At 62.2% G+C, this 12,121-nt stretch carries 12 protein-coding genes and 1 pseudogene; 6 read left to right on the top strand and 7 right to left on the bottom strand.

Going from position 1 to position 12,121, the window contains the following annotated elements; translation table 11 throughout:
• Positions 1–43 precede the first annotated feature (43 nt).
• Together AB7M32_RS14045 and AB7M32_RS14040 are read left to right on the top strand one after the other, a co-directional pair.
• Entirely contained in the window at positions 44–664 is a 621-nt protein-coding gene (locus AB7M32_RS14045; RefSeq protein ID WP_454250238.1) for an HAD family phosphatase, read from the top strand.
• Between the two features lie 109 nt (positions 665–773).
• The gene (locus AB7M32_RS14040) at positions 774–1,037 is read left to right on the top strand and encodes a DUF4404 family protein (RefSeq protein WP_454250237.1); all 264 of its coding nucleotides are present in this window, start codon (positions 774–776) and stop codon (positions 1,035–1,037) included.
• Positions 1,038–1,223: 186 nt separating this feature from the next.
• Here the strand turns inward: AB7M32_RS14040 and queF are convergent, their stop codons facing one another.
• Both queF and AB7M32_RS14030 read right to left on the bottom strand, forming a co-directional pair.
• On the bottom strand, positions 1,224–2,054 hold the full coding sequence (gene queF, locus AB7M32_RS14035) for an NADPH-dependent 7-cyano-7-deazaguanine reductase QueF (protein ID WP_454250236.1): 831 nt from the start codon (positions 2,052–2,054) through the stop codon (positions 1,224–1,226).
• 61 nt (positions 2,055–2,115) lie between these two features.
• Positions 2,116–2,253: pseudogene (locus AB7M32_RS14030) on the bottom strand (plastocyanin/azurin family copper-binding protein); the annotation flags it as partial.
• 175 nt (positions 2,254–2,428) lie between these two features.
• On the opposite strand from AB7M32_RS14030, the gene AB7M32_RS14025 reads away from it, so the two are divergent.
• Together AB7M32_RS14025 and AB7M32_RS14020 are read left to right on the top strand one after the other, a co-directional pair.
• Positions 2,429–3,109 carry a heavy metal response regulator transcription factor gene (locus AB7M32_RS14025; protein WP_454250235.1) on the top strand — a complete coding sequence of 227 codons (681 nt, stop codon included), beginning with the start codon at positions 2,429–2,431 and terminating at the stop codon, positions 3,107–3,109.
• On the top strand, positions 3,106–4,458 hold the full coding sequence (locus AB7M32_RS14020; RefSeq protein ID WP_454250234.1) for a heavy metal sensor histidine kinase: 1,353 nt from the start codon (positions 3,106–3,108) through the stop codon (positions 4,456–4,458). The genes AB7M32_RS14025 and AB7M32_RS14020 overlap by 4 nt, the downstream gene beginning before the upstream one ends.
• Positions 4,459–4,638: 180 nt before the next feature.
• Here AB7M32_RS14020 and AB7M32_RS14015 read toward each other — a convergent pair whose 3' ends face one another.
• The 3 genes from AB7M32_RS14015 to AB7M32_RS14005 all read right to left on the bottom strand — a co-directional run bounded on the left by AB7M32_RS14015 (position 4,639) and on the right by AB7M32_RS14005 (position 7,888).
• Complete coding sequence (locus AB7M32_RS14015) at positions 4,639–5,883, bottom strand: lipoprotein-releasing ABC transporter permease subunit (protein ID WP_072407805.1); 1,245 nt, start codon at positions 5,881–5,883, stop codon at positions 4,639–4,641.
• 63 nt (positions 5,884–5,946) lie between these two features.
• The gene (gene lolD / locus AB7M32_RS14010) at positions 5,947–6,630 is read right to left on the bottom strand and encodes a lipoprotein-releasing ABC transporter ATP-binding protein LolD (RefSeq protein ID WP_162843734.1); all 684 of its coding nucleotides are present in this window, start codon (positions 6,628–6,630) and stop codon (positions 5,947–5,949) included.
• Between the two features lie 7 nt (positions 6,631–6,637).
• The gene (locus AB7M32_RS14005; RefSeq protein ID WP_454250233.1) at positions 6,638–7,888 is read right to left on the bottom strand and encodes a lipoprotein-releasing ABC transporter permease subunit; all 1,251 of its coding nucleotides are present in this window, start codon (positions 7,886–7,888) and stop codon (positions 6,638–6,640) included.
• Between the two features lie 94 nt (positions 7,889–7,982).
• Here AB7M32_RS14005 and AB7M32_RS14000 point away from each other — a divergent pair, with 94 nt between their 5' ends.
• Positions 7,983–8,579 carry a PilZ domain-containing protein gene (locus AB7M32_RS14000; protein WP_060738399.1) on the top strand — a complete coding sequence of 199 codons (597 nt, stop codon included), beginning with the start codon at positions 7,983–7,985 and terminating at the stop codon, positions 8,577–8,579.
• Positions 8,576–9,298 carry a glycerophosphodiester phosphodiesterase gene (locus AB7M32_RS13995; RefSeq protein WP_454250232.1) on the top strand — a complete coding sequence of 241 codons (723 nt, stop codon included), beginning with the start codon at positions 8,576–8,578 and terminating at the stop codon, positions 9,296–9,298. The genes AB7M32_RS14000 and AB7M32_RS13995 overlap by 4 nt, the downstream gene beginning before the upstream one ends.
• 42 nt (positions 9,299–9,340) lie before the next feature.
• Here the strand turns inward: AB7M32_RS13995 and sthA are convergent, their stop codons facing one another.
• Both sthA and AB7M32_RS13985 read right to left on the bottom strand, forming a co-directional pair.
• Positions 9,341–10,735 (bottom strand): Si-specific NAD(P)(+) transhydrogenase, encoded by a 1,395-nt coding sequence (gene sthA, locus AB7M32_RS13990; RefSeq protein ID WP_003183399.1) that lies wholly within the window; start codon positions 10,733–10,735, stop codon positions 9,341–9,343.
• 359 nt (positions 10,736–11,094) lie between these two features.
• Positions 11,095–12,069 carry an FAD:protein FMN transferase gene (locus AB7M32_RS13985; RefSeq protein WP_454252138.1) on the bottom strand — a complete coding sequence of 325 codons (975 nt, stop codon included), beginning with the start codon at positions 12,067–12,069 and terminating at the stop codon, positions 11,095–11,097.
• Positions 12,070–12,121 lie beyond the last annotated feature (52 nt).

Raw genomic sequence — 12,121 nt, 5'->3', positions numbered from 1 at the left:
CATCGGAGCCCATTAGGCTGCTGGTTATTTCAAGGACGTTCCCATGCCCCGCGCCGAAGCCCTGCCCCTCCCCGCCCCCAGCCTGACCGCCGTACTGTTTGGCCTCAGCGGATGCCTGGTGGATTTCGGGGCGCGCATTCGTCAGCCAGGGGCAGCGCCAGCGGATCACGCCCACCCGACACCCGGCGCCCTGGAAAGCCTGCAACGCTTGCAACATCTGAATATCCCCTGCGCCTGGCTCGACGAATTGCCTCCCGCCATCAGCCATAGCCTGGCGGCTTCATTGCCCACCTCCATCAAAGCGCCGCAACTTCCTGCAACAAATTATCCATGGCCAGCGCCGCATGCCTGCTGGCAAGCGCTGATGGCGTTGAACGTCCAGCAGTTGGACGGCTGCGTATTGGTCAGCGGCGAACCACGGTTGTTGCAGTCAGGACTCAACGCGGGGTTGTGGACTATCGGACTGGCATCCTGCGGCTCTTTGTGTGGCCTGGCGCCCGCCGAGTGGCAGGCATTGAGTCAACAGGCGCGGGAAACCAAACGCGCCAAGGCCACCGTGCAATTGTTCGGCCTTGGGGTGCATTCAGTGATCGATCACTTGGGCGAACTCGACACTTGCCTGGCCGATATCTGCCTGCGCCGCATTAAAGGCGAGAAGCCCTGACCGGGATCATGCAGGGCGTGCGAGTGTGGATTACTCTTAAGGCAGGCCATGGACTTTTGACGCAGCGTCGCGGTCCATGGCTGTGCCTATCAATAAAGGGAGTACGCCAATGCCTGCCCGCGAATTGCAAGATCAGCTCAATACCCTGCGCGAGCAATTGGAACAGAATCCACCGCTTACCGAAGTCGAGCGCGATGACCTGCACGCGCTGATGCAACAGATCGAACTTGAGCTTGAGTTGGAAACCCAAACACCGGACACCAACCTCGCGGACAATGTGAACCTGGCCGTCGAACGCTTCGAGCTGGAGCACCCCACGCTGGCCGGGACCTTGCGCAACATCGTGCAAGCCTTGGGCAATATGGGGATCTGAACCCTTCGCATGCAAAAAGCCCTGCTATCGCTAGCAGGGCTTTTTAGTTTCACGTGCCTGCAATGCGTCCCCTGTGGGAGCGAGCTTGCTCGCGATAGCGGTGTGTCAGCCAACCTCAATGTTGGATGTGCTGCTCTCATCGCGAGCAAGCTCGCTCCCACAAGAGCTCACCTCCACAAGAAAAGTTTACTGACGCACCAGGCGGTGATTCGGCAGTTGGACGTCTTCAGTACTGCGATACGGGTTGATGTCCAGCCCACCACGCCGTACATACCGCGCATACACCGTCAATTTCTCCGGTTTGAGCAAGCGCTGCAGGTCGAGAAAGATCCGCTCCACGCATTGCTCATGGAAATCCGAATGCTGGCGGAAGCTGACGATGTAGGCCAGCAGGCTGGCATGGTCCAGGGCAGCGCCGCGATATTCCACCGCCACGCTGCCCCAGTCTGGCTGGCTGGTCACCGGGCAGTTGGACTTGAGCAGATGGCTGTGCAGGCTTTCCTCGACGATGCGCGAAGCGTCGCAACGCAGCAGTTCCGGGCGCGGGTGCGCGTAGGAGTCGACGCTGATGTCCAGATCGTCGATGCAGGTACCGGGCAACGCTACGATGCCTTCACGCTCCACGTCCTTGAGGCTGCGGATTCGCACACCCACCGCCTTGCCGGCCGCGGCCGACAGGTCCTGGCGCAGGGTGGCTTCCAGGCTTGCGGTGTCGGCGAACGGCGTCTGGTTCAAGGAGTTGAGGTACAGCTTGAAGGATTTGGATTCGATGATATTCGGCGAGTCCGCCGGGATCGCGAATTCACCGATGGCCACCACCGGCTTGCCGGACGGCAACAGCCACGACAGCTCGAAACAGTTCCAGAAATCCACGCCCTTGTACGGCAGGGTCTCGGCCGTCAGGCCCAGTTCCGCCCATTTCGCGGTGCGCGGGATCGGGAACAGCAGTGACGGCGTGTACGTGGCGATGTATTCGCTGGATTTGCCCAGCGGCGAATGTTCGGCTGCGGGATGCATGACGGAAACCTGACTGAAGAATCAGCGGATTCTATCAGCCTTTGCCGCAGCCTTTGAGTGCTTACTGACTGACTGTCAGGTCGCCCTTCATCCCGGCCTGGTAGTGGCCGGGAAAATTGCAGGCAAATGCCAGGCGCGCGGCCTTGCTGAAGGCCCAGGTCGGCTCGGCGGTCTTGCCCGGCTTCACCAACACGCTGTGATCAAGCGGGTTTCCATCAACATATCCATACTCCAATCGGATTCAGCGTGTGGGAAACTCTATCGCTGCAGGCCTGCCAGTCGGCTGACCGCTCGATTACAACTTTGTCAGGTTGCGCCACGAGCCCGCCTGCCACGGTATAACGCCCTCGTCCCAACCCTGCCTTGAGCCGCCCATGAAACTGCTGATCGTCGAAGACCAAACCAAAACCGGCCAGTACCTGCGCCAAGGCCTGGGCGAAGCCGGGTTCAACGCCGACCTGGTGGCCGACGGCGTCAGTGGCCAGCAGCTGGCCTTGAGCGGTGACTACGCCTTGCTGATTCTCGACGTGATGTTGCCAGGCCGCGATGGCTGGCAGATTCTGCAAGCCGTCCGCGGGGCTGGCCTGGATACCCCGGTGCTGTTCCTCACCGCGCGGGACGCGGTACAGGATCGAGTCCACGGGCTGGAATTGGGCGCCGATGATTATCTGGTCAAGCCCTTTGCTTTTTCCGAGTTGCTGGCGCGGGTGCGCAGCCTGTTACGCCGAGGCAGTTCGACGCAACAGGAAACCAGCCTGCAACTGGCAGACTTGCGCCTGGACCTGATCCGCCGTCGCGTCGAACGCAGCGGTCGGCGCATCGACCTCACCGCCAAGGAGTTCGCCTTGTTGGAAATGCTTCTGCGCCGCCAAGGTGAAGTGCTGCCCAAATCGCTGATCGCATCCCAGGTCTGGGACATGAACTTCGACAGCGACACCAACGTCATCGAAGTCGCCATCCGGCGCCTGCGCATCAAGATCGACGATGAGTTCCCCAATAAGCTCATCCACACCGTGCGGGGCATGGGCTATGTGCTTGAAGAGCGCAGCCTGTGAGGGGCCGCTGGTCGCTGAGCAGCCGCCTGGCGCTGCTGTTCGCCGCCTGCACGGCAGTGGTGTCGTTGTTTGCCGGCGTGCTGTTCAGCCGTGGCAGCGAGGCACACTTCATCGAGCTGGACCAGCAACTGCTCGAAGGCAAGCTGATCGGCCTGCGCCGAGCCCTGCAAGACCTTAACGCCGAACAGACCCAGCGCCGGTTGGAGGACGAGCTGAGCCGTCAGGCCGACCTGGCGCTGCGCATCAAGGGCAGCGATGGCGTGCGTTGGTACGACAGTTCGATCCGGATTCCGGCTCAGTTGCCGGAGCGGCCCGGCCTGTCGACCCTCAGCGATGCCGACAACGATTACCGGGTGTTGAACGCGCCGCTGTATCCCGACCGAGCCGACTCACCGCAACTGACCCTGTTGCTGGACATCACCCATCACCAGCACTTCCTGCAACGCATGCAAAGGCTGATCTGGCTGACTGTCGGCCTTTCGGCCCTGGCCACCGCCCTGCTCGGTGCCTGGGCCGCCCGGCGGGCCTTGCGGCCGTTGCGACGCATGGGCGCCATCGCCGGCAACGTCTCGGCCCGCTCCCTGAACGCCCGCCTACCCGAAGAGCAAATGCCCGCCGAACTGGCGGAATTGGCCCACAGCATCAACGCCATGCTCGGACGCCTCGACGATGCGTTTCAGCGGCTCTCGGCGTTCTCTGCCGACATCGCCCATGAGTTGCGCACGCCGCTGTCGAACCTGCTGACCCACACCCAGGTCACCCTCACCCGCGAACGCTCCCTGGAGGATTACCGCGAGGCGTTGCACAGCAATCTCGAAGAACTGCAATGGATGGCGCAACTGGTCAACGACATGCTGTACCTGGCCAAGGCCGACCATGGCCTGCTGGCGCTCAATCGCGAACCACTGCAGTTGGGCGAGGAAGTGGACGTGCTGCTGGAATTTTTCGCTCCCCTGGCCGAAGACACCAGGGTCCGTTTGAGACGCGAAGGCGACGGCCGCATCGAGGGTGACCGCAACATGTTGCGCCGGGCGCTCTCCAACCTGCTGGACAACGCCCTGCGCTTCACCCCCGTCGACGGCGAAGTGCGGGTGCGGGTGGTCGAGGGAACTCAAGGCGTGAGGGTCAGCGTGGAGAACAGTGGCGAGGGGATTCCAGCGGACTTGCTGCTGCGCCTGTTCGACCGTTTCTACCGCGCCGACCCGGCCCGTCAGGAAGGCAGCAGCGAACACGCGGGGCTTGGACTGGCCATCACCCGCTCGATCATCCGCGCCCATGGGGGGCAGATCCGTTGTGAATCGGCCGATGGCTGGACGCGGTTCCTGATCGAGTTGCCGAAGGGGGATTAAGCCCGACGCAACCCCTGTGGTGAGGGAGCTTGCTCCCGCTGGAGCGCGAAGCGCTCCCAAAAAAAGCCGGAGGCCTGCCTATCATCATGGGTAAGCCCAAAGCGTTTGGGGCTGCTGCGCAGCCCAGCGGGAGCAAGCTCCCTCGCCACAGGCCTGGCAAGCATCCAGACCTACGGGCTATCAGGAATACCGCAACGCCTGGGCCGGTTCGATCTTCGCCGCGCGCCATGCCGGGTAAACGGTGGCGAGGAAACTCAGGATGAACCCGGCCGAGCAGATCAGCACTACGTCACCACGCTGCAGCTCAGACGGCAGGTTGCTGACGAAATACACATCGGAACTGAAGATGTGCTGGCCGCTGACCCGTTCCAGCCAGCCCACCAGCGCACTGACGTTCAACGCCGCGATCACCCCCAGCACGCCACCGATGAGCGTGCCGACGACACCAATCACCGTGCCCTGGACCATGAAGATCGCCATGATCTGCCGCGGTGTGGCGCCGATGGTACGCAGGATCGCGATGTCCGCGCCCTTGTCGTTCACCACCATGATCAGCGTGGCGATGATGTTGAACGCCGCCACCGCGACGATCATCAGCAACAGCAGGCCAATCATGGTTTTTTCCATTTTCATGGCGCTGAACAGGCTGCCCTGGGTATGAGTCCAATCGTCAGCCTTGTAATCCGCGCCAAGGCCAGTGGCGATGTCACCGGAGACCTTCGGCGCTGCGTACAAGTCTTTCACTGCCAGGCGCACGCTCTGCACCTGGTTCGGCTGCCAATGCTGCATCTGCGCGGCGTCGGCCAGGTGGATCAGGGCCATGGAGCCGTCCAGTTCGGCGCCGACCTTGAACACACCCACGACGTTCAAGCGCTGCATCCGCGGCGTGATGCCCCCCGGCGCGGTGCTGACTTCCGGCACGATCAACGTCAGTTTGTCACCGACATTCAACCGGAAACGCCGGGCCGTGATCTCGCCGATGACCACACCGTATTCGCCCGGTTTCAAGGCATCGAGACGCCCCTGGACGATATGCTGGGCAACGATGGACACCTTGCCTTCCTGGGCCGGATCGATGCCGCTGATCTGGATCGGCTGCATCGAACCTTTATGGCTCAGCATGCCTTCCATCTCGGTAAACGGCACGGCAGCGGTCACTTCAGGATTCTTCAGTGCCGCGGCGGCCACCGGCTGCCAGTCGTCGATCGGGTTCACACCGACGATCGTGGCGTGGGGCACCATGCCGAGGATGCGCGAGCTCATTTCGCGCTGGAAGCCGTTCATCACCGACAGCACCACGATCATCGCCAGCACACCCAGGGCGAGGCCGATCATCGAGGTCATGGAGATGAACGAAACAAAGCGATTGCGGCGCTTGGCGCGGGTATAGCGCGTGCCGATAAAGATCGATAACGGTCTGAACATTCGCGGGGCACCGTATGAAAATAAAAGACCCGACACTGGTTTCAAGTGTCGGGTTTCGGTCGGTCAGATGGGCGTCAGGCAACCTTCCTGCAAGTGCAGGACGCGGTCCATCTGCCGGGCCAGGTTCATGTCGTGGGTCACCACCAGGAACGCCGTGCGCATCGAGGTGCTGAGCTCCAGCATCAAGTCCTGGATGCCTTGGGCGGTGTGGGAGTCGAGGTTGCCGGTCGGCTCATCGAGCATCACCAGGCCAGGCTTGTTGACCAGGGCCCGGGCAATCGCCACGCGCTGGCGCTCGCCACCGGACAGTTCGGCCGGCTTGTGTTCCAGGCGATGCCCCAGCCCTACCCGCTCCAGCAACGCCGTGGCGCGCTGACGGGCCTCGGGAATCGCCGTGCGGCCGATCAACAGCGGCATGCAGACGTTTTCCAGCGCGGTGAACTCGGGCAGCAGATGGTGGAACTGGTAGACGAAACCCAGGGAACGGTTGCGCAGCAGGCCACGGGCCTTCTCGTTCAGTGCCGACAGTTCTTCGCCGGCCAGCCAGACACTGCCGGCGGTCGGCGTATCCAGGCCGCCCAGCAGGTTGAGCAAGGTACTTTTGCCGGACCCGGAGGTGCCGACAATCGCCACGCGCTCGCCCGGGTGCAGTTCCAGTTGCAGGCCCGACAACACCACCACCGACTCCGGGCCTTCCTCGTAGGATTTACCCAGGTTGCGGCAGCTCAAGATTGCTTTTTCACTCATGCCCGACTCACTCATAACGTAACGCCTCCGCAGGCTGGGTGCGCGCGGCACGCCAGGCAGGATACAGGGTGGCGAGGAAACTCAGGACCAACGCGGCGGCGCAGACCATCAACACGTCATCGGACTGCAACTGCGATGGCAGGTAGTCGATGAAGTACACGTCGGCGTTGAGAAACTTGTGCCCGATCAGGCCTTCGAGGGCGGCGATCGCGGCGCTGACATTCAGTGCGGCGAACATCCCGACCAGGGCCCCCACGAACGTACCGATCACGCCGATGACCGTGCCCTGGACCATGAAGATCCGCATGATCTGCCCTGGTGTGGCACCGAGGGTGCGCAAGATCGCGATATCGCCCTTCTTGTCGTTCACCACCATCACCAGCGTGGAGATGATATTGAATGCCGCCACGGCGACGATCAGCAACAGCAGCAGGCCGATCATGGCTTTTTCCATGCGGATCGCCTGGTACAGATTGCCGTGGGTACGGGTCCAGTCCCGGGCGTAGTAGCGGTCTTCGCCAAGCTGCTGGGCGATGGTCCAGGCCACACGCGGGGCCTGGAACAGGTCGTCGAACTTCAGCCGCAGGCCCTGGACCTGGTCCGGTTTCCAGCGATGCAGGCGGGCCAGGTCCTGGAGGTTGGTGACCCCCAGGTAACCGTCCAGCTCGCCGGCGCCGACATGGAAGATGCCGACCACGGTAAAGCGTTTCATGCGCGGAAACATGCCGCCCGGGGTCACGGTGACCTCCGGGGCGACGAAGGTCAGCTTGTCGCCGATGGCCACGCCAAGCTTGGCCGCGGCCTTGTCGCCGATGACGATGCCGAAGCTGCCGGGCGCCAGGTCGTCGAGTTTGCCCTGCTGCATGAAGTTATCGATGATCGACACCTGCCGCTCGAGCCCGGGGTCGATGCCATTGAGCAACACCTTGGACACCTTGCCGTCGTTGGTCAGCAACCCCTGCATCTGGATGAATGGCGCCACGGCCAGCACCTGCGGGTTCTGCTTGACCTTGGCGGCCAGGCTCGGCCAGTCGCTGATGGCTTCGCCGGTTTCGAGGGTCGCGTGGGGCACCATGCCCAGCACGCGGGTGCGCATCTCATGGTCGAAGCCATTCATCACCGAGAGCACGACGATCATCACGACCACGCCAAGGGCCAGTCCGATGATGGACGTCAGGGAAATGAACGATACGAAATGATTGCGACGTTTTGCACGGGTATAACGCGTGCCGATAAATACGAAGAGAGGTCTGAACATGTCGGGGCTTGTTCGGAGGGAAAAGGAACGTCCTTGTGGCGGGGGTCACAAACCAGCTTTACACTCAGACCACCGCCGCTACCATGGGTTCGCCATGTCGACATTAGATGAAGAAGATCGCCGCGAATACTACCGTATCGAGGACACGATCGCACTGGAAATTCGGCCCCTCTCCATTCCTGAAGCTGCTGGCCAGGAAGTGTTGCAGGATGCTTCTCCACTGTTCAACCTGCTCAGTGAACTGCACCTGAGCGAATTCGAGTCACAGCACCTGCTGCGCCAGATCAGCGAGCGCGAACGCAGCGTCGCGGCGTACCTCAAGGCGATGAACAAACGCATCGACCTGCTCAGCCAGGTCATTGCCCTGACGGTGCTCGGCGAAATCGGCGAGCCACAGCCGGTGATCATTTCCGAAGGCGGCGTGGACTTCCAATACCCCACGCCAATCGCCGTCGGCGCCCACTTGTCGATCAAGCTGGTGCTGATGCCCCAGGCCCTTGGCTTGCTGCTGCGGGCGCGGGTCACCCACTGTGACCCCAAAGGCGACGGCTACGACGTGGGCACCGAGTTCGAACGCCCCACCGACGCCCAGCGCCAGTTGCTGGCTCGCTACATCCTGCAGAAACAGGCGCAAGAACGGCGCCTGGCCCGGGAACTGAACGAATCAGGTATCAATAAGGAAGAACCGTGACCCTCATTTATGGCCACCGCGGCGCCAAGGGCGAAGCGCCGGAAAACACCCTGACCGGTTTTCAGGAGTGCCTCAAGCACGGCGTACGCCGTTGCGAGCTGGACCTGCATCTTTCAATGGATGGCGAGTTGATGGTCATCCACGACCCAACACTCAAGCGCACCACGGACCGCCGCGGCAAGGTGGTGGAACACTCCGCCGCCGAGCTGGTGACCTACGATGCGCGCAAAGGCAGCCCGGGCTGGATCAAGCCGTGCCCGATCCCACGCCTGGAGGAGCTGTTCGAGAAGTGTGATTTCGAGCACTGGCAGCTGGAGGTCAAGAGTGCCTCGCGCACCCGCGCTGCGGCCACGGTGCTGGGCATCCGCGAAATGGCCCAGCGTTTCGGGCTGCTGGACAAGATCACCATCACGTCCAGTTCCCGGGAAGTACTCAAGGCGGCCCTGGACCTGACCCCGGACATCTCCCGCGGACTGGTGGCCGAATACGCCTGGCTCGACCCGTTGAAGGTCGCCCAGAGCTACGGCTGCGAGATTCTGGCGTTGAACTGGACCTTGTGCACGCCGGAACGCCTGATCAAGGCGCAGCGCCAGGGGCTGCATGTGTCAGTGTGGACCGTCAACGAACCCGCGCTGATGCGCAGGCTCGCCGACTTTGGCGCTGACAGCCTGATTACAGACTTTCCCGGTTTGGCCACTGCCACCCTTGGGAAAGGCTGAAATCGGTCTCCCCGGCCGGCTCAGGCCACCGGCCGGAGCCGCTCAAAAAAGCCGGTTGAGCCCGTCATAGGCCGCTACCCGATAGGCTTCGGCCATGGTCGGGTAGTTGAACGTGGTGTTGACGAAGTACTTCAGCGTGTTCAGCTCGCCCGGCTGGTTCATGATCGCCTGGCCGATGTGCACGATCTCCGACGCCTGGTAGCCGAAGCAGTGCACGCCCAGCACTTCCAGGGTCTCGCGATGGAACAGGATCTTCAGCATGCCTTGCGGCTCGCCGGCGATCTGTGCGCGCGCCATGCTCTTGAAGAACGCCTTGCCCACTTCGTACGGCACCTTGGCCTGGGTCAGCTCCTGCTCGTTCTTGCCGATCGAGCTGATCTCCGGAATGGTGTAGATGCCGGTCGGCACGTCGTTGACGAAGCGCCAGCTGCCGTTGTCGACAATGCTGCCGGCGGCCGAGCGGCCCTGGTCGTGGGCGGCACTGGCCAGGCTCGGCCAGCCGATCACGTCACCGGCACCGTAGATGTTCGGCACGCAGGTGCGGTAGTTCTCGTCGACTTCGATCTGGCCGCGGCTGTTGACCTTCACGCCGATGTTTTCCAGGCCCAGGGTGTCGGTGTTGCCGGTACGGCCGTTGCACCAGAGCAAGGCGTCGGCCTTGATCTTCTTGCCGGACTTGAGATGCAGGATCACGCCATTGTCGACGCCTTCGACCCGGTCGTAGTCTTCGTTGTGGCGCACGGTGATGTTGTTGTTGCTGAAGTGATAGCTCAGGGCCTGGGAGATTTCCGAGTCCAGGAAGCTCAGCAACTGGCCGCGGTTATCCACCAGTTCCACCAGCACACCCAGGCCGCTGAAGATCGAGGCGTATTCGCAACCGATCACGCCGGCACCGTAGACGATGAGCTTACGCGGGGTGTGACCCAGGCTCAGGATGGTGTCGCTATCGTAGATCCGCGCATGGTTGAAATCGATGTCGGCCGGGCGGTACGGGCGCGAACCGGTGGCGATGATGATGTGCTTGGCCACCAGCTTCTCGACCACGCCATTGCCGCAAACCACTTCGACCGTCTGCTCGTCGGCAAAACTGCCGGTGCCGAAAAAGACGTCGACACGGTTGCGGGCGTAGTAACCGGTGCGCGAGGCCACTTGCTTGGAGATCACCTTCTCGGCGCTCTTGAGCACGTCCGGGAAGGAGAACCAGCGCGGCTCGCCGATGGCCCGGAACATCGGGTTGGTGTTGAACTGCATGATCTGCCGGACCGAGTGACGCAAGGCCTTGGACGGGATGGTACCCAAGTGGGTGCAGTTGCCGCCGACCTGCCGACGGCTGTCGACCATCGCCACCTTGCGCCCTGCCTTGGCCGCGTTCATTGCCGCGCCTTCCCCCGCCGGGCCGGAGCCCAGTACCACCACGTCGTAGTTGTAGACAGCCATGCGTACTCCTCAGAACAGGCCGCGACGCCTCACTAGGCATCGACGGCTAAATCATGCCGGCCTGCGGCATGAAGGAACAATTTGGGGCCGGTTCACGAGCCCGGCCACAGTCTATAGAAGCGTCAACGCCGCGCACATTACCCCTTGGTCGCGTCGTAGGCTAGTTTTGCCTGCGCTATTTCGCCACATCTACGCTTTCACCAGCCTGTCGTCGCTACTATTCAAGGTTTGCCTTAATCAATGTGGCGAGGGAGCTTGCTCCCGCTTGAGTGCGAAGCGCTCACAGAAACGGGTCTGCTGCGCAGCCCAGCGGGAGCAAGCTCCCTCGCCACAGGTCGCCTACATCCTGAAGACTGTCATCATTGGGTTTTCCCGCCGCTGATCCGTTCAAACGCATCGTTGGTGCGCGTGATGAACCGCTCGCCGTCCCGGAGCACGAAAAATACCCCGACACCATGTTTTTCGGCATAGTCCCAACCCCGTTCGGGGCCGAGAATCAGCAACAGCGTCGATAGTCCATCGGCCATCAGCGCCGAAGGATGAATCACCGTGACTGACGCCAGGTTATGTAGGACCGGCGCACCAGTGCGTGCATCAAAGGTGTGGGAATAACGCTGACCGCCCTGTTCGAAGTAATTACGGTAGTCGCCCGAGGTGGAAACGCCGTAGCCGTTGACCTCGATGACACGCTCCGCCACTTGCTGGTCATCCCGGGGCTCTTCCAGGGCGATGCGCCAGGCCGAACCATCGGGTTTGCGCCCGAAGGCCTTGAGTTCCCCGGTGGCTTCGGCCAGGTAACTGTCGATGCCCAGGGCCTGGAGCCTGGCGGCGATGCGGTCGACGGCATAACCGGCGGCGATGCTGTTGAAATCGACTTCCACCGCTGCGTCCTTGCACAACCGGTCGCCCTCAATACGCAAATGAGCATGACCGACGCGCTGGCGCGCCAAGGCCAAGGTTTCTGCAGTCGGCACTTTCTCTTCCCGGGACTGGGGCCCGAAGCCCCACAGGTTCAACAGCGGCTCCACGGTCAGATCAAAGGCCCCATCGCTTTGAACCGACAACTGCTCGCCCACGCGGATCAACGCCAGGACCGGCCCAGGCATGACCTGACAACTGTTGGCCGGCAATGCGTTGAAGCGCTCCACATCCGAATCGCCGCGATAGGTCGAGAATTGCCGATCCACTTCGGCAAGGATGTTTTCCACCTCGGTCTGCACCGTTTTCGGAGCGGGCCCGGCGGAATGCCTGACGTATTGAATGGAATAATGGCTGCCCATGGTCGGACCGTCGAAACGTTCCAGGGTGTCGCCGATGCCACAACCGGACAACATAACGGCCAGCACCACAAGCTTTCCCCACCGTCCAGTTAACAAATCTTCATCT

The sequence above is a fragment of the Pseudomonas sp. R151218B TE3479 genome, from assembly GCF_053629195.1.
The sequence above is the reverse complement of the archived record's forward strand: the minus strand, read 5'-3'. Positions and strand labels throughout refer to the sequence as shown.

Bases quoted from the DNA above. Each gene is read 5' to 3' on its own strand.
- AB7M32_RS14045 (WP_454250238.1), top strand. From the start codon at position 44: ATGCCCCGCGCCGAAGCCCTGCCCCTCCCCGCCCCCAGCCTGACCGCC.
- AB7M32_RS14040 (WP_454250237.1), top strand. From the start codon at position 774: ATGCCTGCCCGCGAATTGCAAGATCAGCTCAATACCCTGCGCGAGCAA.
- queF (WP_454250236.1), bottom strand. From the start codon at position 2,054: ATGCATCCCGCAGCCGAACATTCGCCGCTGGGCAAATCCAGCGAATAC.
- AB7M32_RS14025 (WP_454250235.1), top strand. From the start codon at position 2,429: ATGAAACTGCTGATCGTCGAAGACCAAACCAAAACCGGCCAGTACCTG.
- AB7M32_RS14015 (WP_072407805.1), bottom strand. From the start codon at position 5,883: ATGTTCAGACCGTTATCGATCTTTATCGGCACGCGCTATACCCGCGCC.
- lolD (WP_162843734.1), bottom strand. From the start codon at position 6,630: ATGAGTGAAAAAGCAATCTTGAGCTGCCGCAACCTGGGTAAATCCTAC.
- AB7M32_RS14005 (WP_454250233.1), bottom strand. From the start codon at position 7,888: ATGTTCAGACCTCTCTTCGTATTTATCGGCACGCGTTATACCCGTGCA.
- AB7M32_RS14000 (WP_060738399.1), top strand. From the start codon at position 7,983: ATGTCGACATTAGATGAAGAAGATCGCCGCGAATACTACCGTATCGAG.
- sthA (WP_003183399.1), bottom strand. From the start codon at position 10,735: ATGGCTGTCTACAACTACGACGTGGTGGTACTGGGCTCCGGCCCGGCG.
- AB7M32_RS13985 (WP_454252138.1), bottom strand. From the start codon at position 12,069: ATGTTGTCCGGTTGTGGCATCGGCGACACCCTGGAACGTTTCGACGGT.